The organism is Actinosynnema sp. NPDC004786 (assembly GCF_053601135.1).
The window spans coordinates 41,173-63,406 of record NZ_JBSGBG010000053.1 but is presented as its reverse complement, the minus strand read 5'-3'; the positions used below and the strand labels follow the sequence as shown (position 1 = coordinate 63,406).

Sequence of the window (22,234 nt, the reverse complement as noted above, 5' to 3'; positions counted from 1 at the left end):
GCCGAAGGCCGCTGACCGGTCACGACCGGTCGATCCCTGCCCCGCCGGTGTGTCGCCCGGTGTGGTTACCGCTCACGGGCGTGAGCGGAATCACGCAGCCGGGCCAGCCGGTCGCCGAGGCGCGCGAACAGCGGCGTCACCCGGGCGATCTCGCGGTCGTCCAGCGCCTGTCGCACCGCCGCGACGTCCGCCCCGGACGACAGCTTCACCTCGATCACGGCGCCGGGTCCCGCCGGCGCGGCGGCGGCCGGACCCGGCGACGCCGCGGCGGCCGCGGTCGCCAGGAGGGCGGCGGCCACCAAGGACAACGGTCTCTTCCCCACAGAGTTCCCCTTCGTCACACGCTGTTGGCGAGGGCCTCCGGAACAGCGGGGGACTCGCGCGGAAGCGCGCGCGACAACCCCTCCGCGCGTCGGCGACGCGCGGAGCGGACTTCCGTCGACTTACCCCCCAGTGATGCCCCAGTGCCTCCACCTCAGCGCACTTCGGCGTCGTTGTCCAGCGTCCGTGATCAACTGGACCGTTCGGCGCAGCGCGTTGCGCCGACACCGGGACGTGCGGCGGGGGGAACCGTTGTGCGGACAGGCTTCGGGGCCGACGCCCTGCCGGTCGTCGGCCCCGCGACGGGCGCGCTACTCGGCGGGCACGCCCATGAGGTGGAAGGTGGAGCCCTGGTCGTCGGCGACCTTCACCATGCGGCCGTACGGCGTGTCCACGGGCTCGTCCACGACCGTGCCGCCGAGTCGCCGCACCGCCGCCACGGCCTCGTCCGCGTCGGCGACCTGGAAGTAGACCTGCCACCCGCCGGCGCCCGCGCCGATGCCGCCGACGGGCCGCGCGTCGCCGGGGAGCGCGATGGTGGAGTAGTCGCCGGCGCCCTCGACCGGGGCGTAGGTGTAGCCGAAGACCTCGGCGTAGAACCGCTTCGCCGCGCCGACGTCGCCGCTCGTGTGCTCGTTCCAGACCAGGCTGCCCGGCTCGTTGGCGAGGTCCACCCCGGTGTTCGTGCCGGCCTGCCACAGGCCGAACAGCACCCCGGTCGGGTCCGCCGCGACGGCCATGGTGCCCTTGTCGCCGACGACCATCGGCCCGAACGCGACCTGGCCACCCGCCCGGGTGACGGCCTCGGCGGACGCCTCCACGTCGTCGGTGGCGAGGTACGTCGTCCACGCCGACGGCTGCCCGGGGTCCTGCTTGGGCCCGACCCCGGCCACCGGGTGCCCGTCCCGCAGCGCCACCCCGTACCCGCCGTACTCGGGGCCGGCGACGTCGAACCGCCAGCCGAACAGCTCGCCGTAGAAGGCGACGGCGCGGTCGACGTCGGTGCTGATGTCGACCCAACAGGGCGTGCCCGCGGGCCACGAACTCGTGCGAACCACCATGACTGCCCCCTCCGGCTGCGGTCGTGTCGGCGATCGGGCCCACGCTAAACCGCCCGCCCGTCGACCGCCCGCCGACCACGTCCCCGGGCGTCGGCTGCGGATCGGCGACCCTGAACGCCCGCCGCGACTGCGGGACGCCGGCCGATCCTGGTCGTCGTGGGGCACGACCGGGTGAGCGGCCTGGCCGTCCTCGATTCCCCGGGCGAACGAGGACGGCGAGCACCCGGTCTTCGTCCGGAATTCCGGCGTCATCGACCGCGACCACGAACAAGTACCCATCGATGCGTCGAGATGACGCCGCGCGGAGGATGCCTGGTTCACAGCGGCACGACGGGCACTGGCTAACCTGGGGCCCGTGTCGGGAACGGGCAGGACGGCCGCGGCGCGAGTGAGGCTCGTGCGGTTCCTGGCCGTGCTCGTCGCCGTCGTCGGCATCGTGCTGTTGCAGAACCCGGCGTGCGCGGCCGGCCTCCCGCCCGCGGCGTGCTGCGCCACCGGGGCGGCCACGGCCGTGTTCGACGCCCACCCCGACGAACGGCCGGGCCTCCCGACCGGGGAAGCGCCCGCCGACCGCGACGGCACGATCGGCGCCTGCCTGATGCTGCTCGTGGCCGCCCTCCTGGCGGTCCTCGGCCTGCGCAGCCCGCTCGTGCCGCTGTCCGCGGCCGTGCGGCTGCCGGCCGTCTCGTTGCCCCGCGGGCACCTGCCGGCCCCGCGCCTGACCCAGCTCTGCGTGCTGCGCACGTAGGAGCACCCGGCACGTCCGCCCCGGACGCGCCCGAACCGGGCACCGCTCCCGGTCCCTCCCGCGGCCAACCGCCCCTCCCGCGGCCAACCGCCGCCGATCCACGACGTCGAGCCGCGTTCGCGCGCGGCCGCCGCGTGCTGCCGCCCACCCCTTCCCGGGCGCGGCCATCCCCCTGACTCGTCACAGCGAACCGAAGTGGAAACGTGAACATGACGAAGAACGCGAAGGTCTCCCTGACCGTGATCGCCGTCGTCGTCGCGGTCGTGGCAGCGCTCGCGCTGGTCAACCGCCCGGACGACACGCCACCCGCCGCCGGCGCGCAGCCGGACCCCGGCACGTCCGTCCCGCTGGTGCGCCCGGACAGCCACCGGTTGTCCGGGACCGCCGACGCCGAGGTCACCGTGGTCGAGTTCCTCGACCTGGAGTGCGAGGCGTGCCGGGCGGCGTTCCCCGGCGTGGAGCAGCTGCGGGCGGAGTACGGCGACCGGGTGTCGTTCGTGATGCGCCACTTCCCGATCCCCGGCCACCGCAACGCCGAGCTGGCCGCCCGCGCGGTCGAGGCCGCGGGCCGGCAGGGCAAGCTGGACCTGATGTACCGGGCCATGTACGAGGCCCAGCCGACCTGGGGCGAGAAGCGGGACTCGCAGCGGGAGGCGTTCGTGGGGTTCGCCGAGGCGCTCGGGCTGGACGTGGCGAAGTTCGAGGCCGACCTGGACGACCCGGCCGTGCTGGAGCGCGTGCGCGAGGACCGGGACGATGGGATCGCGCTCGACGTCCGCGGCACCCCGACGTTCTTCGTCAACGGCGCCCTGTTCGAGGGCGACCCCACCTACGAGGCGCTCAAGGCCGCGATCGACCGGGAACTCGCCCGGTGACCACGGCCCCCTCCACGACCCGACCGCTCCCCCTGGTGCTCACCGCCTGGTACGCGGCGGTCGTCCTGCTGGTCGTGACCGCCTTCCAGGACTACCGGGTGACGCCGCTCTGACCGTCGTCGAGGTCGCGCAGCAGGTCGCGCAGGACGCGCTCGTCGTCCTCGGCGAGCGCGCCGACGAAGCGGGTCAGCACGGAAGCGCGGTCCGGCTCGCTCTCCAGCAACCTGCCCATGCGCCAGGCCGTGAGCGACGAGGGGTCGGTGGTGGCCGTGTAGCGGTACGCGCGGCCGTCGCGGCTGCGCGTCGCCATGCCCTTGTCGTGCAGCCTGGTCAACGTCGTCACGACGGTGCTGTAGGACAGCGCGCCCGCCGGGTCGACGCGTGCCCGGACCTCGGCCGGGGTCAGGGGCTCGGCCGAGTCGTTGAGCACCTCGAGGACCCTGGACGACAGCGCTCCGGGATGGCGGCGTGACGGCCGGTCGCCGTCGTTCTTCGCAGTGCCGTCGTCCACGGTGCAAATCGTACCTTCGGCCGATTCCGGACCCGCCTCGGCGGCGTTCGCGCCCGTGCCCGCCCGTGCGAGACTGGGCCGTCCCGAAGGGGGTTCCCGTGTTCGACCACTTCGCCTGGTCCGTGCTGGCCACGCCGCTGCTGGTGCTGTTGGGCACGGCGTCGCTGGCCGACCGGGTGCGCCCCGGCCTCGCGGTGCGGGTGTTCGCGTGGACGGCGGTGGTGGCGGCCGGGGCGGGCGCGGTGACCCTGCTGTCGTTCGCGCTCAAGGCGTTGGCGGAGCTGCCGGTCGTCGCCGCGTGGGGGCACTGGTCGGCGGACGAGGTCGTCGCCGACACCGCGCACGTGCGGTGGGTCCCGTGGGTGTCGTTGGCGTGGACGTGCGCGATCGTGGCCGTGGTCGCCGTCGCACGGGCACGGCGGCGGCGCGCGGTCGAGGCGGTGCGCGGCGAGGTCCGGTGGCTGGACCGGCACGAGGGCGTCGTCGTGGTGGACGACGCCCGCACGGACGCCTTCGCGCTCCCCGCCGCGAAGGGCGAACCCGGTCGGATCGTCGTCACCACCGGGATGCTGGACGCGCTCGACGGACCCCAGCGCGCGGCGGTGTTCGCCCACGAGCGCGCGCACCTGGCCGGCGGCCACCACCGGCTGGTGTGGCTCGCGCGGTTGGCCGCGGCGATCCACCCCGTGCTGTGGCCGGTCGCGAGGAAGGTCGCCTACCTGGCCGAACGTGCCGCGGACGAAGCCGCCGCGGCGGAACTGGGCGACCGGCGCGCGGTCGCCAGGGCGCTCGGCCACGCCGCGCTGGCCACGTCGGGGCACGGGCGTCGGCCGCACGGCCTGCTCGCCGCGTCGGGCTCGACGCCCGGAGCCGTGCCCCGGAGGGTGTCGGCGCTGATCGCGCCGGACCTGCGCCGGCGGTGGCCGGCGGTGCTCCCGGTGCTGCTGGCGGCCGGGACGGTCGGGTGGACGGGCGAGTGCGTCTACGACCTGGTCGAGCTGCTGCACCTCGCCTCCCTGCGGTAGTCGATCCCTCCTCGCCGGCCGTCGACGTGCCCGATGTGCGCCGCTTGACAAACCGGACCGCTCATCTTCTACAGTCTTGTCGAAGTTTGCCTAGGCTTACCTAAACAAGGCGGGGTGCGCGGTGCTCGTGAGCAACGGGCTGATCGGATTGCGGGAAGGGCTCGAAGCCGCGCTCGTCGTCAGCGTCCTGGTCGCCTTCCTGGTCAAGACCGACCGCCGGTCGAAGCTGCCGCACGTCTGGACCGGGGTCGGCGTCGCCGTGGCGCTGTCCGTGGCCGTGGGCGCGGTGATCACGTTCACCACCGCCACCCTGGGCTTCGAGGCGCAGGAGGCGTTGGGCGGCGGCATGTCGATCCTCGCCGTCGCGTTCGTCACCGGGATGATCTTCTGGATGCGCTCGACCGCGCGCACGATCGCCGGGGACCTGCGCGACAGGCTCGACCAGGCCGTCGACGTCGGGCCGCTCGCGATCGTCGCGGTGTCGTTCCTCGCCGTCGGCCGCGAAGGTCTGGAGACGGCCGTCTTCTTCTACTCCAGCGTCCAGAGCGCGGGCGGCGGCACGACCCAGCCGCTGATCGGGTTCCTGGTCGGCATCGCCGTCGCGATCGCGCTCGCGTTCCTGCTCTACCGCGGCGCGATCCGGTTCGACCTGGGCACCTTCTTCACCTGGACGGGCGCCCTGCTGGTGTTCGTGGCGGCCGGCGTCCTCGCCTACGGCCTGCACGACCTCCAGGAAGCGGCGATCCTGCCCGGCCTGGACACCCTCGCGTTCGACCTGAGCGAGTCCGTTCCCGAGGACTCCTGGCACGGGGCGCTGCTGAAGGGCATCTTCAACTACTCCCAGCGCACGACCGTGCTCCAGGCCGTCGCCTGGACCGGGTACGTCGCCATCGTCCTGCCGCTGTTCCTGATCCGCCCGCGCGCCCGCGTCGCGTCGGGCAACTGAACCGGAGTCACACACGTGTCCAAGCGCACCCTGGGCTTCGCCCTGCTCCTCCTGCTCGCCGCGTGCGGCACGAGCACGCCCGCCGCGGACGACGGCGGCGTCATCGCCGTGCAGGCGTCCGACGACGCCTGCGAGGTCGCCCGCACCGAGGCGACCACCGGCAACGTGACCTTCGAGGTGACCAACAAGGGCACGAAGGTCACCGAGTTCTACCTGTTCGCCGAAGGCGACCGGATCCTCGGCGAGGTCGAGAACATCGGGCCCGGCCTCACCCGGCGGCTCATCGTGGAGGTCACCGAGCCCGGGGCGTTGCAGACCGCCTGCAAGCCGGGCATGAAGGGCGACGGCATCCGCGGCGCGTTCACCGTCACCGGCGACGGCCGCAAGTCCACCGACACCGACGCCGCGCTCGCCGAGGCCGCCCGGAGCTATCAGCGGTGGGTCAACTCGCAGGCCGACAGCCTGCTGGCGAAGACCGGCGAGTTCGTGACCGCGGTGAAGGCGGGCGAGGTGGAGCGGGCCAAGGCCCTGTACCCGGTCGCCCGGACCTACTGGGAGCGGATCGAACCCGTCGCGGAGAGCTTCGGCGACCTCGACCCGAAGATCGACGGCCGCGAGGACGTCATCGAGGAGGGCGTGGAGTTCACCGGCTTCCACCGGCTGGAGAAGGACCTGTGGGAGTCCGGCCCGCAAGCCGACTCGGCCGCCGTCGCCGACCGACTGCTGACCGACGTCGGCGAGGTCGTGCGGCGGGCCAAGGCCGTCGAGCTGACGCCCCTGCAACTGGCCAACGGCGCCAAGGAACTGCTGGACGAGGTCGCCACCGGCAAGATCACCGGCGAGGAGGACCGCTACTCGCACACCGACCTGTGGGACTTCCGGGCCAACGTCGACGGCTCCCAGGCCGCGATCGCCGCCCTGCGGCCGGTGATCGAGGAGAGGGACAAGGCGCTCGTCACGACCGTGGACGAGAAGTTCGCCGCCCTGGACGCCCTGCTGGAAGCGCACCGCGACGGCGACGGGTTCAAGCCCTACACGGCGCTGACCGAGCCGGAGGTCAAGGCGCTGGCCGCGGCCGTGGACGCGCTCGGCGAGCCGATCTCCCACGTCGCCGAGGTGGTGTCGCGGTGACCGGGCTGCCCCGGCGGCGGCTGCTCGGGCTCGCCGGAGCGGGCGTCGCCCTGGCGGGCGCGGGCGCGGCGGCGGGCGCGCTCGGCGCGGCCACGGACGAGGTGCGGTCCACCTCCGGCCTGGCCGACGCCGTGCCGTTCCATGGCGAGCACCAGGCCGGGATCACCACCCCGGCACAGGACCGGATGCACTTCGTGGCGCTGGACGTCACCACCACCGAGCGCGCGGACCTGGTGGCGCTGCTCAAGGACTGGACCGACGCGGCGCGCCGGATGACGTCGGGGCAGGAGGCCGTCGCCGGCGGGGCCGTCGGCGGACGCCCCGACGCGCCGCCGAAGGACACGGGCGAGGCGCTGGACCTGCCCGCGTCCGGCCTCACGCTGACGATCGGCTTCGGACCTTCGCTGTTCGACGAGCGGTTCGGCCTGGCCGGTCTGCGCCCGCCACGCCTGATCGACCTGCCCCGGTTCCCCCGCGACGACCTCGCCGAGAACCGCAGCGGCGGCGACCTGTGCATCCAGGCGTGCGCCAACGACCCGCAGGTCGCCGTCCACGCCATCCGCAACCTCGTGCGCATCGGGTTCGGGCGCGTGGCCGTGCGCTGGTCGCAGCTGGGCTTCGGGCGCACGTCGTCCACCTCCACCTCCCAGGCCACCCCGCGCAACCTGTTCGGCTTCAAGGACGGCACGAACAACCTGAAGGCCGAGGACCACGACCTGCTGCGGCAGCACGTCTGGGTGCAGCCCGGCGACGGCCCGGACTGGCTGACCGGCGGCACCTACCTGGTGGCGCGCCGCATCCGCATGCACGTCGAGATCTGGGACCGCACGTCCCTGGCCGAGCAGGAGGCCGTCGTGGGGCGGACCAAGGGCGTCGGCGCGCCGCTCGGCCAACTCGCCGAGTTCGACCCGGTCGACCTGCACGTCAAGGGCAAGGGCGGAAAACCCCTCATCGCGGAGGACGCCCACATCCGCCTGGCGTCCGCGGAAGCCCTGGGAGGAGTGAAGATCCTCCGCCGCGGCTACAACTTCACCGACGGCTCGGACGGCCTCGGCCACCTGGACGCGGGGCTGTTCTTCATCTGCTTCAACCGCGACACGGCGACCCAGTTCGTGCCGATGCAGCAGGCACTGTCCACCAAGGACAGGATGATGGAGTACCTGGAGCATACCGGCTCCGGCCACTTCGCCATCCCGCCGGGCGTCCGGGAGGGCGGCTTCTGGGGCGACACGCTGTTCACCGGGTAACCCCCGACCGCACGCTCCGCCGAGAACTGCGGCACCCGGACCCGTCGAAGCGCTTCAACCGCTCGCACTGCGCGCCTGAAACGCCGTCCGCTGCCGTCCGCTGCCGCGACGCACGTCGGCTCGTGCCGTTTTCCGGGTCTTCTTCCTCTACCTCGTACACCCTTTCGGGCTCAGCATGGTGGTCCGGTTGCTCGCCGGCCCGACCGCGGGAGTCGTCCCCACGCCCGGTCCGGCACGTCGAAACGAGGCCACCTTGTCCAGCAACGGAAAACCCAAACCGCCCACCGCGCCGACGCCGCAGTTGCCGATCACGGTGCCACGCCGCACCCGTCGGCGGTGGACCGCGCTCGCCGCCGGCGCCGTCCTGGCCGTGGCCGCCGTCCTGTCGGCCGCACCCACCGCCTCGGCCGCCTCCTCGACCACCTGCACGGGTGGCTCGACCATCACCTACCAGCCCGGCCTGACCTACACGCCGCGGACGGTCGCCTACACCGAGACCGACAGCCTCAACTCCTGCCTGTCCACCGATCCCGCCATCACCAGCGGCACGTCGGGCAGCAGCATCGTCCTGGACCAGGCGTCCTGCCTGGCGCCACCCAGCATCGTCCGCGATCCCGCCTTCACCATCACGTGGAACACCGGCGAGCAGTCCGTGGTCGACCTCACCTTCACCGACGTCGTCCTCGGCGGCACCGAACAGGTCACCGGAACCGGACCCGTCATCAGCGGCAAGTTCCTGGGCGGCAACGCCACCGTCGTCTGGCTCTACCCGGTTCTCAACCTCCTGCAATGCGCCACCGGCCAGGGCGTCACCACCCAGAACGGCACGCTCGTCGCGCAGATCACCAGCCCGTGACCCCGGAGGCGAACCCGCACTGAGAGGATCGTGCAAGGGAAAGAGAGCATTCATCTAGCAAAACCACTGGTCAGAACGGTTTCCTGGAGTCGTCGGAGTTCCGGAGCACATCACGCTCCAAGACCGAGGAGACAGTGATCGCATGACCGTCGGCCACGGCTTCGCCGCCACGATGACCGCTCAGCCGGGCAAGGGGGACGAGGTCCTCGAGCTGATGCTCGACGCGCCGTCCCTGCCCCACGACGACTGCGTCGTCTTCCTGGTCAGCCGCTCGGCGAGCAACCCGGACGTCCTCCACGTCATCGAGGGCTGGACCACCCCCGAAGCACACGCCGCGGTCTTCGCCTCCGAGCCCGCGCAGGTCTTCGTCGCGGCGCTCCGGCCGCTGCTCGTCGGCGAGTCCGAGTACACCGACCTGGTGCCGGTCGGCGGCAAGTCCGCCCTCTGACGGGAAGGGGAACCGGCATGACCGCACCACACCCCGCACACGACCCCGAGCTGGGCGCGCTGCTCGCCGAGGTGACACTCATGTCCACTTTGGACACGGACATCCTCGCCCGGTTGCGGCAGGTCCCGTCGCCGCCGGCCGAGACGTTCCTCGCCGGTCACCCGGTCGACCGTCGGGAGGTCACCGTTGCCGCGCAGGACGGCACGGAGATCCCGCTCTCGATCTTCAGCCCGACGAGGGCGGACGAGTCCGCGATGCCGTGCGTCTACTGGCTCCACGGCGGCGGGATGGTCATGGGCGACCGCCTCTCCCAGATCGACATCCCGCTGGAGTGGCTCGTCGCGTTCGGTGCCGTGGTGGTCTCCGTGGACTACCGGCTGGCGCCGGAGTTCACCGGCGCCACCCTGGTCGACGACTGCTACCGCGGCTTGGTGTGGGTGGCCGAGCACGCGGACGAGCTGGGTGTGGACCCCGCCCGCATCGTCGTCGCGGGGATCAGCGCCGGCGGGGGCCTCGCGGCCGGCGTCACGCTGATGGCGCGTGACCTCGGCGGCCCGGCGATCGTCGCGCAGGTGCTGAGCTGCCCGATGCTCGACCACCGCAATACCACGGCGTCGAGCCGCCAGTTCTCCGGCGGCCCCGGCGTCTGGACCGGCGAGATGAACGAGTTCGCGTGGCGGTCGGTGCTCGGCGACAGCGAGGACGTGTCCCGCTACGTCTCCCCGGCGACGGCCGACGACCTCTCCCGCCTGCCCACGACCTACATCGACTGCGGCACCGCCGAGGTCTTCCGGGACGAGGACGTCGACTACGCCACCAGGATCTGGGCGGCGGGCGGCCAGGCCGAACTGCACGTCTGGGCGGGCGGGTTCCACGCGTTCGACGCGCTCCACCCACAGGCACGCCTGTCGACCGCCGCCCGCCGCACCCGCACCGAATGGCTCGGGCGGGTCCTCGGCACTGCCGCGCAGAACGAGCACGAGAACGGACGTCCTGAGCATGCGGTGTCCGCGAGCTGACCGGTCGCATGACGGCGACCCGATACCCGCGGTCCGTGACCGTGCGGGCAACACGTTGACGGGGTTCCGCGTCGTCACGGACTCGGAGTTGGAGCGCTTGGACGATCCGGCAGCCGTTCCGGCGTCCGTGGTCGTGGTCGAGCACGCGGGGGCCGTGCTCATGGTCTTCGACAGTTGGCGAAGGCAGTGGGAACTCCCGGGAGGATCACGCGAGCCGGGCGAGACGTCCCGTCAGGCCGCGGTCCGGGAGTTGCGGGAGGAGACCGGCATCGACGGGGTGGAGGCGGACGGCGTCGCGGTGGCCGAGTTCGACCTCGTCGACCCCGACCGCCACGAACTCCTCGCCGTCTACCGGGTCCGGCTCCGGGCCTTGCCCCGACTGCTGGTCAACGACGAGGTGCTCGACTTCCTGTGGTGGCCGCCGTCGGGCCCCGTCGGCGAGGACATGAGCCCACTCGACGCCGAGATCGCCAGGCGCGTCGTCCACACGCCGCCCGGCTGAAACGCCGGCCCCGCACGACGTGACGACCCTTCGACCATGCCGATCAACGGATGCCCGCGGTCGCCGTCGGAGCGCCTGATGGTCAGCGTTTCGAGGTGGCCGGTCACCGCGTCGCCCGGGTCCGCTGTGACCGACACCAACAGGCGCGGCCCGACCGGGTGGCAGCGCCCGATCCCGCCGACCGCCCGCGCGGCGCGGCCTACAGTCCTCTCTTGGCCCGCGGTGGCGTCCAGCGGCTGCGACGTGGCACCGGCCCCGACGCCCCGATCACCGTTCACGGTCTTGAGGTCGGGCCGTCCCGACCGGGTGATCCCGATCCGCATTTCCCGTCGAAGGGGAGCACATGGGCATGCCGTACGACTCCACGCCGGACACGCTGTGGCACAGCCTGCGGGTCGCCGAGCTGATGGGCCGGCCGATCAAGGAGTTGCTCGACCGGTCCGTCCGGCACGACCTGAGCAAGACCCGCGAGCCGGAGCGGGGCGTCTACGACGAGGTCGTGCCACGCCTGCGCGCCGCGGCCTACGGCAGTGAGGAGTACTCGTCCCTGGTCGAAGGGATGGGCGAAGGGCTGCGACACCACTACGCGCACAACCGCCACCACCCGGAGCACTTCGCCGACGGCATCAACGGCATGACCCTGATCGACCTGCTCGAGATGTTGGCGGACTGGAAGGCGGCCACCGAACGCGCCCCGCACGGCGACCTCGCGGCCGGCCTGGCGATCAACCGCGACCGGTTCGACATCGCGCCACAACTGATGGACATCCTGACCAACACCGCCCGCCACCTCGGATGGCTGTCCGCGGAACCGGACCACGACTCGTCACCCTGACACGGCAAAGCCGCCAGACCCGATACCGACCACACCACCGCCCTGGTTGGCCACGGACCACGACGAGTCGGCCCGCGCCGATCACGTCATCAGTGCGCGGATCGTCAACCGCTGTGCCGTCGCGGTCAACGACACGGGGCCGGCCGGGCGGACATGTTGGTCCCGCAACGTTTCGTCGTGGGGAGCGAGGAGAACGCCATGGGATCGCCCAACGTCGTGATGTCCGTCGAGCCGGTGGAGGCCGGGGCGGTGGTGTACGGGCGGCTCGCGCCGCCGTCCGCCGGCGGTCCGGCCAAGGGCCAGTTGTCGCTGAGACTGGTCATCAAGAACAACGAGGGCCAACAGGTGCACATCACCGAGGTGCTCGTCTCCTTCGTGGGTGCGCCGGCGGTGAACCCGGTGACCATCCCGGTCAACCTGACGATCGCGGCCGGGAAGACCGCGTCGTGGTCCTTCGCCGCCGCGAACACCGTCTTCCTGCCCGTGCCGGCGCCGGCCACCGTCCGGGTGGGGCTCACGTGCGACGGCTTCGACACCCCGGCTGCCGTCCTGCTGCCGCTGGCGCCCCACAGCAGCCCGACCGCGGCGGCGAGCTACCGGTTCCCGGCGCGGGCCACCGACCTCAAGCAGGGCGAGTACTGGTCGGGCCGCAGCGGCACGCACGCCCCGGCCGGTGACGGCGGCCAGTTGTTCGCCTACGACATGGGCGTCGTCGCCTGGGACCCGGCCAAGCTCCAGTGGTCGGAACTCCTGCCCGGCAAGGCCGGGGACAAGAACGAGCACTTCCGCATCTGGGGCAAGCCCGTCTACGCCATGGCTGACGGCACGGTCGTGGCCTTCGCCGACGACCGGCCCGACAACCCGGCCCCGGGACAGGACCTCTCCCCGCCCGACCCGGTGGAGGGCAACCACTTCTACCTCCAGCACGGTGACGAGCTGGTGCTGTACGCGCACTTCCGGAAGGGGTCGCTCAACCCCGCGCTGCTCGCCAAGGGCGCGGTCGTGCAGGAGGGCGACTTCCTCGGGTTGGCCGGCAACTCGGGCAACTCCAGCGGCCCGCACCTGCACGTCCACAGCATCAACGCCACGGCGCCCTGGGGTGGGCCGCTGCGCCCGTTGCCCTACCACACGCTCTACGTGCTCGACCGGTCGGCGCTCAACCCGCCGGACCCGGCCGGCCCCTGGGTGAAGGCCGACGACCAGTGCCTGCCGAACGTGACCTCGGCGATCTGGCCGGCGGCCACCGCGCCCGCCTGGTACCCGCCGGGCTGGGCCGAGATCGCCCGGCACCGCATCGCCGAGAGCGATTACCAGCTGGAGTTCGACCGGATCACCAAGTCGGGGTACCGGCTGGTGTGGATCGACGGCTACGACGTCAACGGCGAGACGTTCTTCAACGTCGTCTTCCGCCCGGCCGACGGCGTGCCCCGGACCGCCAAGCACGGGCTGACGGCCGCGGGCTACCAGACCGTCTTCGACACGTTCACGAAGCAGGGCTTCCGGCTGGTCCACGTCGAGAGCTACCTCAGCGGCGGCGGCATCCGCTACGCGCCGATCTTCGTCAAGTCGCCGGGCCCGGAGTGCACGGCCTACCACGGCCTGTCCGCGGTCGAGCACCAGAAGGCGTTCGACGACCTGACCGCGAAGGGCTGGCGACCGGTCAACGTCAGCCCGGTGTCCGTGTCCGGTGAGCGCAGCTACACGGCGCTCTACGAGAAGAAGGACGTCGGGAGCTTCTTCGTCAAGAGCTTCCTCACCCCCGCCGAGTACCAGACCGAGTTCGACCAGAACAAGGCCGCGGGACGCCACCTCGCCCACCTCGCCGCCTACACGCACAACGGTGGCCCGCGGATCTCCGCCATCTGGCAGCAGAAGCCCGCCGTGGCCGCGCTCGTCGCCCGGCACGGGCTGACCGGCGCCCAGTACCAGGCCGAGTTCGACACCCAACTCGCCGCGGGTCTGCTCACCCGGGCCGTGACCGGGTACCAGGAGGCGGGCGGGCACCGCTTCGCGGCCTACTGGACGAAGTGAGTGGCCGGCAGGACCAGGGGTGGAGACCGTGAGCCGGCCTCCGCCCCTTCCCCCGGGTCAACGGTCACGGCCGCCGATGATCGCCGGAGACGAGCGCACCATGCGCCGGAACTGGCCGGGAGGCAGGCCGTAGGCGCGGCGGAAGAGGCGGTTGAAGTGCGCGCCGTCCCCGAACCCCCACCTGGCGGCGATGTCGTGGACGGGACGGGCGTCGTGGCGCGGGTCGGCCAGGTCGCGTCGGCAGCGGTCGAGCCTGCGGGCGCGGATCCAGTCGGCCACCGACTTGCCGTCGGCCTGGAAGAGCTTGTGCAGGTACCGGGTGGAGATGAAGTGGGCGGAGGCGAGCGTCGCGGGGGAGAGGCCGGGGTCGCCGAGGTGGCGTTCCACGAAGTCGAGCAGCCGGCTGAGCAGCACCCTCTGCCGGGCCTCCGGTTCGACGTGCCCGGTGGTGTCGGTCTCGTGCGCCAGCAGGGCGACAGCCAGGTCGACGGTGATCACGGCCAGGCGCGGGAGGTCGGTCTGCAGGTAGGTGGCCGACGGCTTGGCGAGGTTCAGCAGGACCGAGGTCAGCATGCTCCTGATCCCGTCCTGCGGCGGTAACCGCGCGCCGAGGAGCCGGTCGAGCATCGCGGGATGGGGTAGCAGCGTGCGCGGGAACTGGACCTGCAATCCCGCGCAAACGCTCGCCTGCGCGACGTCGGCCTCGATCCGGGCCTCGTAGGGGTGCGAGGTGTCGTAGACGACCAGATCCCCCGGGACACCTTGAACGCGTTTGCCGGCGTGGTCGAACCAGCATCGTCCGTCGGTGATCAACAGCAGGTTGCACTGCTCGGGATCGGACTGCCGGATCAGCCTGTGGGTTCGGACGTTGCGCATGGGGGGCGCGGTGACCGAGACGACCCGCACCGCGCCCAGGTCCAGCATGCGCATGGTGGGAGAGGCGAAATCCTCCGGGCGATCGGCGTAGGTAAGAGTGGGCGGTGACGATCCCCTGCTCATCTCACGCCACCGGTCGAACCACTCACCGCCGGCCGAGCCCTCCTCGGCTTGGAACACTGTTCGCCACACGTCTCCCCCCAGTCGCCGCAGTCGTCCCCGGAGCAGTCCGTGAATGTAGTGCGGGGCCCGGGCCGATTCGGTGGGCGTATTCCGGGCCACCGGAACAGGTGACGAAGGGAACCCGTTCAGCCGCACATGCGGTCGCAAGGAAGGCCATGGCACGTCACCCGATCCAGTGACGCACCACCTGTGCCGACTCGTCCGACGGATCAGGTCCTGCGGCCCGGCGGTGCGGAGCGAGCGCCCTGGCCGGTCGCGTGACCTTTCGCAGCCGTGATCACCCGTGCATCGGCATGCACGGCGCGGCTCGAACTTGCCGTGACGAAGCCGGCGGGTTGGGTGGTCAGGGTTCCCAGATCTCGTAGTCGATCACCATCTCCCCGGTGTCGTCCACCGACTTGACGTGTACGGCGGCGATGTTGTGCTTGTCGGTGCGTACGCACAGTTCCGCACCGTCGGCCAGGTCTTCGAGTTGTATCGTTCCGACGCCGTCAACCCGGTCACGGCAGGACGTGAGGGTGGCCGGGCCGCTCACGAGCGAGAGCAGTGGTGCATCGTTGGGCGCGTGCAGCCCGTAGGTCTCGACGATGAGGTCGGCGAGTTCCCCGCACCGCTTGCGGCCGATGGGGACGGAGGTCGTGCCCCAGCCGGGACAGCCCGTGTCGAGGTCGATCTTGTCCTGGTCGTTGGTCCGGGGATCGGAGGACGGCTTGAGCCGGTACCCCGTCTTCGTCATGATCGACTCCGACTCGCCGAGGGACGTGTCCGGCACGGGTTCCGACGTCCTCACGGTCGTGGTGGGCCGTGGTGGGAAGGCGCTGCCCGGAGAAGGACTCCCGCTCGTCGGTGACGGCGATCCGATCGAGGTGGAGCCGAAGAGCGCACGCCAGTCCGTGAGCCCGACAACCACCACGACAACCGCCACGACCGCCGCCACTGCGAGAACCGCGATCGTCCGAGTCCACCACCCCCTTGGCGCGGTGGAGTGGACGTGTTGGGAGTAGTTGACGGTGACGTCCCTGCCCGCCTGCATGACCGTTCCGTCCGTGGAAGCCCGGGCACGTTGTCCGCCCGCTCGGGCACCGCGCCGAGGGCGCGACCCACCATCGGTGTCGACCGGGTCTTCATCTCCGGGACCGCGGGTCAGAGCGCCGTCGTTCACGTAGCAATACTGCCCGATGCACGGAGGCCCGGAGGGCAGCGCGCCGTGAGCACTTGTGAGTCCGCACAATTGCGCAGACTCCTCGCTCGACCCAAGCCGTAGCACTGCGGTCACGCGGCTACGGCTCCGCGCGAAGCGCTGCTCCCGTGGATGCCCTTGGACGTGTGGGGAGTGACTCCTCCGCCGCGAGATCGACGACTCACCTCGTGAGCAGTGCGCGGATCCGTTCCGCGGCTGACCGGTCTTGCAGGTCCTCGGAGATGGCGAGTGCCTCGTGCCAATATCTGTCGGCGTCTTCGGTGTTGCCGGTGGCGTGCAGGGCGATGCCGAGGCCGGTCATGCTGCGGGACGTGCTCCAGCGGTCTCCGACCTCGTCGTGGACGGCCATGGCCTGGTGGAACTGATCGATGGCCGACGCGAACTGCTCCGTGCCGAGGAGGACGTAGCCGAGGTTGCTCATGGCGAAGCCCTCGGCTTGCCTGTGCTCGATGCGGGCGAACAGGTGGAGGGCCTCATCCAGGGCTTGCGCCGCGTCGTCCCACCGGCGCAGGTCGAGGTAGGTTTCGCCGAGGCTGTGCAGCGTCCACGCCCGGCCCCACAGGTCCTCGGTTTGCCGCCACAGGGTCAGGGCGTCGTTCAGGTGGACCAGCGCCTGTTCGGGTTGTCCCAGCAGGCGGTGGGAGTAGCCGAGGTTGCTCAGTGCTTCCCGGACGCCCCATTGGTCGCCGATGTCGAGGAAGATGGCGAGCGCCTCCCTCGGGTATCCGGAAGCATCCGCCGCCTCGTGCATGCTGAACCGGGTTTCCCTGAGCGCGTGCAGGATCCACGCCTCGCCGCGGCGGTCGCGGGCTTCTTTGGCCGACGCCAATCCGATGGTCAAGGCACTGGTCCAGTCCTCCATGTGCTTGTTCAGGAAGAAGAAACCCCACAGTGCGACGGGCAACCGCCACGCGATCGAGTGCTCGCCGCTGTCGGAGGCCTGGCGGATCGCGGCCTTCAGGTTGACGCGCTCGAGCTCGCACCACTGGATCGCCCGCCGCTGGTCGGGGAAGAACTCGTCGGCACCGGTGTGGGCCAGCGTCACGCAGTAGGAGCGGCGGGTCAGCTGGTGGTCGGCGGCATCGGCCATCCGCAGGAACCACTCCAGCAGGCGTCGTACCGCAGCCGTCCGGTCGATCGCCGTCTCCTCCGCCTCGGCGCGTTCCAGCGCGTAGAGACGCACCAGGTCGTGGAACCGGTAGCGTTCCCGTCCGACTTCCGTGAGCAGGTTGGCGCCCGCCAGTGCTTCCAGCACCCGCCGGGCTTTCGGTTCCGGCAGGTCGGCCAACGCGGCGGCCGCCGGGACCCCGAATTCCGGGCCGGCGTGCCAGCTCAGCCTGCGGAACATGCCCGCCGCGGGCGCGGGGAGCTTCCGGTAGGACCACGAGAATGCCGCCCGCACGACGTCGACCTGGTCGTCAACAGCCGCGAGCAGGTCGAGCCGGTCGTGCTCGGCCGCGAGCTGCTCGACGAGGTCGGCGAGGGCGTGGTGCCGGCTGCCCGCCACCCGTTCGCCCGCGATCCGCAGCGCCAGCGGCAAGCCCGCGCACAGCTGCGCCAACCCGGCGGCGGCCTCGGGCTCGGCGTCCAGCCGGTCGGACCCCACGGTGGCCCTCAGCAATGCCACCGAGTCGACCGGGGACAACGCCTCCAGCGCCACCCGCTGCGCACCCGCGCCCGCGGACAGGCCAGCGAGGCGGTTGCGGCTCGTGACGACGACCGCGCACGTGGCGGAGCCAGGCAGCAGGGGGAGGACTTGGTCGACATCGGCGGCGTTGTCCAACACCACCAGCACCCGGCGGCTCGCCAGCAGGGATCGGTACAGCGCGGCGAGTTCGTCCACCTGCGTGGGAATCCGTTCGGGCGCGACGTCGAAGGCCCGGACGAACGCATCGAGCGCCTGGTGCGCAGGTACCGGGGAAGTGGTGTCGAATCCGCGCAGGTTCACGTACAGCTGGCCGTCGGGGAATCGATCGCTCACCCGGTGCGCCCAGCGGACGGCCACCGCCGTTTTCCCGACACCCGGCGCGCCCGAGACCACCGTGATCGCTGCTGTCCCGTCCCCGGTGAGCGACTCGTCCATTCGCCGCAACTCGTCGGCGCGACCGGTAAAACCGAGCACGTCGAACGGGAGCTGCCGGGGAACCGGCAAGCCTGATGCCTGCGACCGGTGGACGTGCACACCGCTGTGGACGACCCCTGCTTGGATCACCACACCGGCGTCACCTGAGAACGAGTTCCGCACGTGCTCCTCCTGCACCTACCCATCTTGGAGGGGCCGAACACCGCTCGGGAAGAGCGACGGGCATGCTCACGTGCCGCTGAACGCGAGGACTCGCACGAGCCTTCCCACCGGGCCGGCATGGCGTGGGAGGCTTGTAGGCCGGATCCGGGGCCTGACCGGGGAATGAGGCGTTGCTCCTGCGCCCGTGACGCACAGGTGGATGTCGGCACTTCGGTTGTCGCACGTCACAAAGTCGATGCCCGGCAGCGCATCGAGCGCGCGCTTCGCCCCTGCCGGCGATCATGGTTCCTCTGCCTCGCATTGCCCTCTTGCCGGACACCGGTCGCCATCAGCACTTCCTCGGCCATGCGCATCCCTGTCACCGCGGTTGCCGAGCACAACCAGCCACCGACGTGCGGAAACCCTCTGACACGATCTTCGCCGCCCGACGTCAGGCCGTTACGTCCGCATGGGTAACGCGGTTGTAGTGGTGCTGTCATGATGCGGTGCCGTGGTTCATCGGTCGGCCTTGCGGTTGGCGCCCGATCGGCTGTGGGTGTTGGTGCAGCCGTTGATCCCGACCCCGACGTACTGACGTCCGCGGCGCGCGACCGCTTCGCCGCGGCGACCGGCGAGGCGTCCCCGCGCCGGGCGCGCGTGGTCCCGCCGGGCCGAAGGACCCGGCGGGACCACGTGACGACCGCCCTTGCCTACCGCCGGCCCGTGGCCGCCTCGTTCAGCGCGTCGAGCACCGAGAAGTACGCCGGCTTGCGGCCGTAGTCGGCGTCGATCAGCAGGGGCGTCTTGGCGGCGTTCCAGTAGTACTTGTCCGTCACGCCGCCCACGGTGATCACGGTGCAGCGCGGCACCGCCAGGCACGCGCTGACGGCCACGGCGTACTCCTTGGCCTGCGTCTCGCCGGAACCGGTCACGTTCAGCTCGGTCAGGTGCACGTCCACCCCGAGGTCGGCGAAGCGCCGGAGGTTCTCGGCCATGTCCGCGGGCACCCGGTGATCGCTGGTGAAGTACCCTTGGAAGCCGACGCAGTCGATCGGCACGCCGCGCGCGATGAAGTCCCGCACCAGCCCGTACACGGCGTCGGACTTCGGGCCGAACCCGTCGGTGTAGTAGTCGTTGTAGCAGAGCTTCGCGGTGGGGTCGGCGGCCTCGGCCGCGAGGAACGCCTCCTCGACCCAGCGGTCGCCGATGCGCTCCTGGAACACCGAGTTGCGCCGGGCCCCGCTGTCGCCGAACGCCTCGTTGACCACGTTCCAGTAGTCGACCCGACCGCGGAAGTGGCCCGCGACGCCGGCGATGTGCTCACGCAACGCGGTCAGCAGTTCGGCGCCCGAGCTGATGTTGATCACCCAGCCGGGCAGCTGGCTGTGCCACGCCAGCACGCTGCCGCGCACCGCCATGCCCCGGCTCTCGGCGTAGTCGACCAGGCGGTCGGCGGCGGCGTAGTCGAACTTGCCCCGGACCCGCTCGACGACGTTCCACTTCATCTCGTTCTCGGGCGTGACCTGACCGAACTCCTGGTCCAGCGCCTTGGTGTAGTCCGCGACGTCGAGCAGGCCGGCCGGCACCACCGCGCCGAAGACCCGGCCGGTGGCCGCCGCCGCGTCCTTGAGCGTGTACGCGGCGGCGTGTGCCTGGGGCGCCGCGAGCAAGGCGGTCACCAGCAGGGCGGTTGCCAGGGGCGCCACGGCCCCGATCGACTTCTTCACGCGTTCCTCCTCGATCCTCGTCGACCAAGCGGCGGGACAGCACTGCGGGACAGCACTGCGGGGCGGAAACTTTCGACAGCTTCGCAGATTTGTTTCGGAGGCGGCAGGTGCTGTTCGGGCAAAGACGGGAGGGACGTTCGGGCCACACGGTCGGCGCCACCTCGGCGCGACCGACCTCGCCTCCGGGCGTGGCGGGGGTCCGGAGGCGGCCGGCATCGGTGTTCCGCAGCGCCCCTTCCCGGCGCTCGACGCCCGCACCGCGGGCTTCCCCGTCGGCCGGGACGAGCCGCGGATCGACGCCGCGGTCGCCAATGCCGCCCCGTTGGCGATCCTGCTGCGCTCTGTCAGGGCAGTGCGACGGCGGTGATGCGGTTCCGGGTCAGTGCTTCGTCGAAGTCCCCGCGCTCGTGTGCGGCGACGAGGTCGTGGGCGATGTCGCGCAGCTTGCGGTTGGTGTGTTGGGACGCCTGCCGCAGCAGCGTGAAGCTCTGGTCGGTGTCGTGGGCGAAGTGGCGCATCAGCAGGCCCTGGGCCAAGCCGATGGTGTGGCGGGTGTCGAGCGCCGTGGTCAGGTGCCGCACCAGCTGCTTGCTGTGGTGCAGCACCTCGATGTTGTCCAGGGCGACGCCGGCGTGCAGGGCGATCATGAGGATGATGTCGTAGGAGTGGTCGTTGAACCGGTGGGATTCCTTCGACAGCAGCACAGCCGCGGCGGTGGGGGAGTGCTCGGTAGGCAGGGGCAGCACGAGGCAGCTGCGGTGGCCGTGCACGGCGAGGCGCGAGGCGAACAGCGGCCAGCGGTGGTCCTGCCCGGTGTCGCCCAGGCGGCGCGGTTCGCGGTAGCGCAGCACCTCGCGGACCGGATCGCCCTCGTCCGCGGAGAGGTCGGGCGGCGGGTGACCGGTGGACGCGACGACGTCGACTTCACCCCGGCGGTCGACCGCGAGGAAGGCCAGGTCGCAGCCCGGGACGGTGCGGACCAGGTGTTCGGTGAACCGGCGTCCGACGGCTTCGTGCTCCTCGTCCTCGATCAACCTGCCCATCCGGGCCAATTCGGACGCCAGTGCGCGGACGGGGACGTCCTGGTCACGTGTCATCGGTGCACCCCTCGACGGGCCGTGCCCCGCGACGGCCACGGGACCGGGCGGGGCTGGGAATCGGGATGCTGCCTGCTGAACACCTCCAGTCGGACAACCTAACGCATGGGGACGGCAGCGCCTCCCGCCGGTCGGGGTGTCCGGGGATGGAGGATCCCGATGCGCGCGGCGGGGGCGGCGGGTTCCCGCAACGCCGGCTACAACGGCACCCTCGGCGCGGGGCGGCAGCACCCCGTGGTGTTGAGCCGGGCGATCACGGCCCGTTTCCCGGCGGGGTCGGTGAGGGGCATCGACGGCATGCGGGCGGTGTCGCCCTGGTGACGGATCCGGTCGGCCGGTTGGCGCACCTGCGTGTGACGTTCCCGCCGCTCGGCCTGTGCCGGGATCTACGACATCACGATGAAAGGTTCACTATCGCGGACACGGACCCGACCTCCACGAGATCATGGCACGAGTCCGTGCCGCAGCAACCGGAGCCGGACAGTTGGGGGTTCCCTCTCGAACGCCCTCTCAGGACTTCGCGTCCGTCCGGGCATACCCGGGCTCCCACACGTGTGGGCGTTCCTGCGCGTCGGCCGCCCAGCGATCGGCCAGGAGATCCGGCCGCAACTGCAGGTAGTAGTCCCCGATCACCATGTTCGCGACCCGTAGCAGATGGGCGCCGTCGTCCGGGCGGCCCACACCCAGGTGGTGCAGACCGCCCACGATCTCGATGGTTTCGACCGAGTGCACGGGCACGGCGTTGCCGTCGGCGCCCATGACCGTGTCCCGTCGGTGCAGCCGGGACGCGGAGACCAGCGTGCCGTCGTGGAGCAGGATCGGCTGGTCGGGCGAGCAGACGAGTGTGCCCGACGGCGTCGCCCCGGGGCCGAGGTTGATCCGGACGGCGCGCTCGCCCTGCTGGTCGCGGGAACCGTCGCTGAAGGTGACCGCCGCCTGGTCCCAGACGACGTCCCCACCTGGCCCGAATGCGCCTGCCAGCACCTGCCGGCCCTTGCCGACCTCCGAGACGAGTTCCTCCTGTCCCTCGGACAACGCGATCACCGCGCCGTACATGTCGGCGCAGCAGCACAGGCACGAGGCCATCGACCCGCCTGCCGCCGCGCAGTCACCTGCGGGATCCTTCGAGTGCGGGTCCGACATCTTGATGGTTCCGTCGGGGAGGCGGCAGTAGGACATTTCGAGGGGCCAGTTCGGCGTTCCGCGCTCGACGCAGAACTCCTGGGCCTCTTGTGGTACCGCCTTTGCGCAGTAATCGGTCGGAGCGCCATCGAGGTCCACGCAGAGTGGCAGGTGGAAACCCGTCTCCTGCACGGCTTTTCGGCACTCTTCGATCGAGTATGTACCGTTTGTCATCGTCTCTCCTCGGG

At 71.4% G+C, this 22,234-nt stretch carries 22 protein-coding genes; 13 read left to right on the top strand and 9 right to left on the bottom strand.

The features are described 5' to 3' along the window. Positions 1–65 precede the first annotated feature (65 nt). Both ACWEFJ_RS33855 and ACWEFJ_RS33850 read right to left on the bottom strand, forming a co-directional pair. The gene (locus ACWEFJ_RS33855; RefSeq protein WP_449716227.1) at positions 66–299 is read right to left on the bottom strand and encodes a hypothetical protein; all 234 of its coding nucleotides are present in this window, start codon (positions 297–299) and stop codon (positions 66–68) included. Positions 300–632: 333 nt separating this feature from the next. Beyond that, complete coding sequence (locus ACWEFJ_RS33850; RefSeq protein WP_378086083.1) at positions 633–1,382, bottom strand: VOC family protein; 750 nt, start codon at positions 1,380–1,382, stop codon at positions 633–635. A gap of 388 nt (positions 1,383–1,770) precedes the next feature. Between ACWEFJ_RS33850 and ACWEFJ_RS33845 the strand changes: the two genes are divergently transcribed. Together ACWEFJ_RS33845 and ACWEFJ_RS33840 are read left to right on the top strand one after the other, a co-directional pair. Further along, entirely contained in the window at positions 1,771–2,130 is a 360-nt protein-coding gene (locus ACWEFJ_RS33845) for a hypothetical protein (protein WP_449716226.1), read from the top strand. A gap of 209 nt (positions 2,131–2,339) precedes the next feature. After that, positions 2,340–3,005 carry a DsbA family protein gene (locus tag ACWEFJ_RS33840; RefSeq protein ID WP_449716225.1) on the top strand — a complete coding sequence of 222 codons (666 nt, stop codon included), beginning with the start codon at positions 2,340–2,342 and terminating at the stop codon, positions 3,003–3,005. 91 nt (positions 3,006–3,096) lie between these two features. Here the strand turns inward: ACWEFJ_RS33840 and ACWEFJ_RS33835 are convergent, their stop codons facing one another. Next, positions 3,097–3,516, bottom strand: a complete 420-nt coding sequence (locus tag ACWEFJ_RS33835) for a BlaI/MecI/CopY family transcriptional regulator (RefSeq protein WP_378086077.1) — start codon at positions 3,514–3,516, stop codon at positions 3,097–3,099. A 98-nt stretch (positions 3,517–3,614) separates the two neighbouring features. Between ACWEFJ_RS33835 and ACWEFJ_RS33830 the strand changes: the two genes are divergently transcribed. The 10 genes from ACWEFJ_RS33830 (at position 3,615) to ACWEFJ_RS33785 (ending at position 13,556) form a co-directional block, all read left to right on the top strand. Continuing rightward, complete coding sequence (locus ACWEFJ_RS33830) at positions 3,615–4,541, top strand: M48 family metalloprotease (protein WP_449716224.1); 927 nt, start codon at positions 3,615–3,617, stop codon at positions 4,539–4,541. A gap of 121 nt (positions 4,542–4,662) precedes the next feature. After that, positions 4,663–5,487: an iron uptake transporter permease EfeU gene (gene efeU, locus ACWEFJ_RS33825; protein ID WP_378086073.1), complete on the top strand. Its 825-nt coding sequence runs from the start codon at positions 4,663–4,665 to the stop codon at positions 5,485–5,487. A 15-nt stretch (positions 5,488–5,502) separates the two neighbouring features. Next, the gene (gene efeO / locus ACWEFJ_RS33820; protein ID WP_449716223.1) at positions 5,503–6,618 is read left to right on the top strand and encodes an iron uptake system protein EfeO; all 1,116 of its coding nucleotides are present in this window, start codon (positions 5,503–5,505) and stop codon (positions 6,616–6,618) included. Further along, positions 6,615–7,865: an iron uptake transporter deferrochelatase/peroxidase subunit gene (gene efeB, locus ACWEFJ_RS33815; RefSeq protein ID WP_449716222.1), complete on the top strand. Its 1,251-nt coding sequence runs from the start codon at positions 6,615–6,617 to the stop codon at positions 7,863–7,865. Before efeO ends, efeB begins: the two co-directional genes overlap by 4 nt. Before the next feature lie 253 nt (positions 7,866–8,118). Next, complete coding sequence (locus ACWEFJ_RS33810; RefSeq protein WP_449716221.1) at positions 8,119–8,721, top strand: hypothetical protein; 603 nt, start codon at positions 8,119–8,121, stop codon at positions 8,719–8,721. A 142-nt stretch (positions 8,722–8,863) separates the two neighbouring features. Beyond that, a complete protein-coding gene (locus ACWEFJ_RS33805; protein ID WP_378086065.1) occupies positions 8,864–9,169 on the top strand; it encodes a putative quinol monooxygenase in 306 nt (101 codons plus the stop codon). 17 nt (positions 9,170–9,186) lie between these two features. Continuing rightward, positions 9,187–10,188, top strand: a complete 1,002-nt coding sequence (locus ACWEFJ_RS33800; protein ID WP_449716220.1) for an alpha/beta hydrolase — start codon at positions 9,187–9,189, stop codon at positions 10,186–10,188. A 97-nt stretch (positions 10,189–10,285) separates the two neighbouring features. Further along, positions 10,286–10,690, top strand: coding sequence for an NUDIX hydrolase (locus tag ACWEFJ_RS33795; protein ID WP_449716219.1), 405 nt, complete (start codon positions 10,286–10,288; stop codon positions 10,688–10,690). A gap of 343 nt (positions 10,691–11,033) precedes the next feature. Then, a complete protein-coding gene (locus ACWEFJ_RS33790; RefSeq protein ID WP_449716218.1) occupies positions 11,034–11,525 on the top strand; it encodes a DUF5662 family protein in 492 nt (163 codons plus the stop codon). Positions 11,526–11,723: 198 nt separating this feature from the next. Beyond that, on the top strand, positions 11,724–13,556 hold the full coding sequence (locus ACWEFJ_RS33785) for a peptidoglycan DD-metalloendopeptidase family protein (RefSeq protein ID WP_449716217.1): 1,833 nt from the start codon (positions 11,724–11,726) through the stop codon (positions 13,554–13,556). Positions 13,557–13,613: 57 nt separating this feature from the next. Here the strand turns inward: ACWEFJ_RS33785 and ACWEFJ_RS33780 are convergent, their stop codons facing one another. From ACWEFJ_RS33780 to ACWEFJ_RS33760, 5 genes are all read right to left on the bottom strand, one after another. Continuing rightward, complete coding sequence (locus ACWEFJ_RS33780) at positions 13,614–14,555, bottom strand: helix-turn-helix domain-containing protein (RefSeq protein WP_449716229.1); 942 nt, start codon at positions 14,553–14,555, stop codon at positions 13,614–13,616. Positions 14,556–14,958: 403 nt separating this feature from the next. After that, the gene (locus tag ACWEFJ_RS33775; RefSeq protein WP_449716216.1) at positions 14,959–15,648 is read right to left on the bottom strand and encodes a hypothetical protein; all 690 of its coding nucleotides are present in this window, start codon (positions 15,646–15,648) and stop codon (positions 14,959–14,961) included. 328 nt (positions 15,649–15,976) lie between these two features. Beyond that, on the bottom strand, positions 15,977–18,076 hold the full coding sequence (locus ACWEFJ_RS33770) for an ATP-binding protein (RefSeq protein WP_449716215.1): 2,100 nt from the start codon (positions 18,074–18,076) through the stop codon (positions 15,977–15,979). A 674-nt stretch (positions 18,077–18,750) separates the two neighbouring features. Beyond that, entirely contained in the window at positions 18,751–19,767 is a 1,017-nt protein-coding gene (locus ACWEFJ_RS33765; RefSeq protein ID WP_449716214.1) for an endo-1,4-beta-xylanase, read from the bottom strand. Between the two features lie 344 nt (positions 19,768–20,111). Then, complete coding sequence (locus tag ACWEFJ_RS33760) at positions 20,112–20,864, bottom strand: GAF and ANTAR domain-containing protein (protein WP_449716213.1); 753 nt, start codon at positions 20,862–20,864, stop codon at positions 20,112–20,114. Between the two features lie 159 nt (positions 20,865–21,023). Here ACWEFJ_RS33760 and ACWEFJ_RS33755 point away from each other — a divergent pair, with 159 nt between their 5' ends. Continuing rightward, complete coding sequence (locus tag ACWEFJ_RS33755; RefSeq protein WP_449716212.1) at positions 21,024–21,185, top strand: hypothetical protein; 162 nt, start codon at positions 21,024–21,026, stop codon at positions 21,183–21,185. Positions 21,186–21,374: 189 nt separating this feature from the next. Here ACWEFJ_RS33755 and ACWEFJ_RS33750 read toward each other — a convergent pair whose 3' ends face one another. Beyond that, entirely contained in the window at positions 21,375–22,220 is an 846-nt protein-coding gene (locus tag ACWEFJ_RS33750; RefSeq protein ID WP_449716211.1) for a hypothetical protein, read from the bottom strand. Between the last annotated feature and the right edge of the window lie 14 nt (positions 22,221–22,234).

What these genes read in the sequence shown, in the direction of transcription:
- ACWEFJ_RS33780 (WP_449716229.1), bottom strand. Translation starts at nt 14,555, where the DNA reads ATGAGCAGGGGATCGTCACCGCCCACTCTTACCTACGCCGATCGCCCG.
- ACWEFJ_RS33805 (WP_378086065.1), top strand. Translation starts at nt 8,864, where the DNA reads ATGACCGTCGGCCACGGCTTCGCCGCCACGATGACCGCTCAGCCGGGC.
- ACWEFJ_RS33755 (WP_449716212.1), top strand. Translation starts at nt 21,024, where the DNA reads ATGCGCGCGGCGGGGGCGGCGGGTTCCCGCAACGCCGGCTACAACGGC.
- ACWEFJ_RS33790 (WP_449716218.1), top strand. Translation starts at nt 11,034, where the DNA reads ATGGGCATGCCGTACGACTCCACGCCGGACACGCTGTGGCACAGCCTG.
- ACWEFJ_RS33760 (WP_449716213.1), bottom strand. Translation starts at nt 20,864, where the DNA reads ATGACACGTGACCAGGACGTCCCCGTCCGCGCACTGGCGTCCGAATTG.
- ACWEFJ_RS33800 (WP_449716220.1), top strand. Translation starts at nt 9,187, where the DNA reads ATGACCGCACCACACCCCGCACACGACCCCGAGCTGGGCGCGCTGCTC.
- ACWEFJ_RS33750 (WP_449716211.1), bottom strand. Translation starts at nt 22,220, where the DNA reads ATGACAAACGGTACATACTCGATCGAAGAGTGCCGAAAAGCCGTGCAG.
- ACWEFJ_RS33840 (WP_449716225.1), top strand. Translation starts at nt 2,340, where the DNA reads ATGACGAAGAACGCGAAGGTCTCCCTGACCGTGATCGCCGTCGTCGTC.
- ACWEFJ_RS33850 (WP_378086083.1), bottom strand. Translation starts at nt 1,382, where the DNA reads ATGGTGGTTCGCACGAGTTCGTGGCCCGCGGGCACGCCCTGTTGGGTC.
- ACWEFJ_RS33785 (WP_449716217.1), top strand. Translation starts at nt 11,724, where the DNA reads ATGGGATCGCCCAACGTCGTGATGTCCGTCGAGCCGGTGGAGGCCGGG.
- ACWEFJ_RS33775 (WP_449716216.1), bottom strand. Translation starts at nt 15,648, where the DNA reads ATGCAGGCGGGCAGGGACGTCACCGTCAACTACTCCCAACACGTCCAC.